The 355-nt window shown below is 53.8% G+C and carries 1 protein-coding gene; it reads left to right on the top strand.

Translation table 11 applies throughout. The features are described 5' to 3' along the window. Nucleotides 1–247: hypothetical protein (locus F7Q90_RS26990; RefSeq protein WP_211369715.1), on the top strand; the 247-nt coding region annotated here is incomplete at its 5' end. Nucleotides 248–355: the final 108 nt, after the last annotated feature.

The following is a 355-nucleotide window of genomic DNA, read 5'->3' as shown; positions in this document are numbered from 1 at the left end:
GCGTGGTTCGACAGACAAGGTTTACCCCGACTCGTGTAACCTCAAACTTTCGAACCGCCCGGTGCGGGCCCGCATGCCGGGTGGTGTGGCAGGGGAGCAGGCTGAGATGCCTGCCTCCTATGCCGATACCACTCGTTTTAGTTTACGCCCATCAGATGAGCCTGATGCTGATGATCACACAATTACAGCGCACTTTCACCTGACATGTGTCAGGGCAGCAAAAAAAAAGAGTAAGCGTCACATTTAAACCGTCTGTGCAGCGGGCTCCGGTTCCGGGAAAATAGTGTCCATCATTTTTTAATGGACACTATCGCGTGAAACACCGGACATGGCTCCTTGAGGCGCTTCGCCTCCA

It is taken from the genome of Pantoea stewartii subsp. stewartii (assembly GCF_008801695.1).
In the GTDB taxonomy this organism is placed as follows: domain Bacteria; phylum Pseudomonadota; class Gammaproteobacteria; order Enterobacterales; family Enterobacteriaceae; genus Pantoea; species Pantoea stewartii.
Note: the sequence above shows the minus strand (reverse complement) of the source record. Positions and strands in the feature narration are given on the sequence as shown.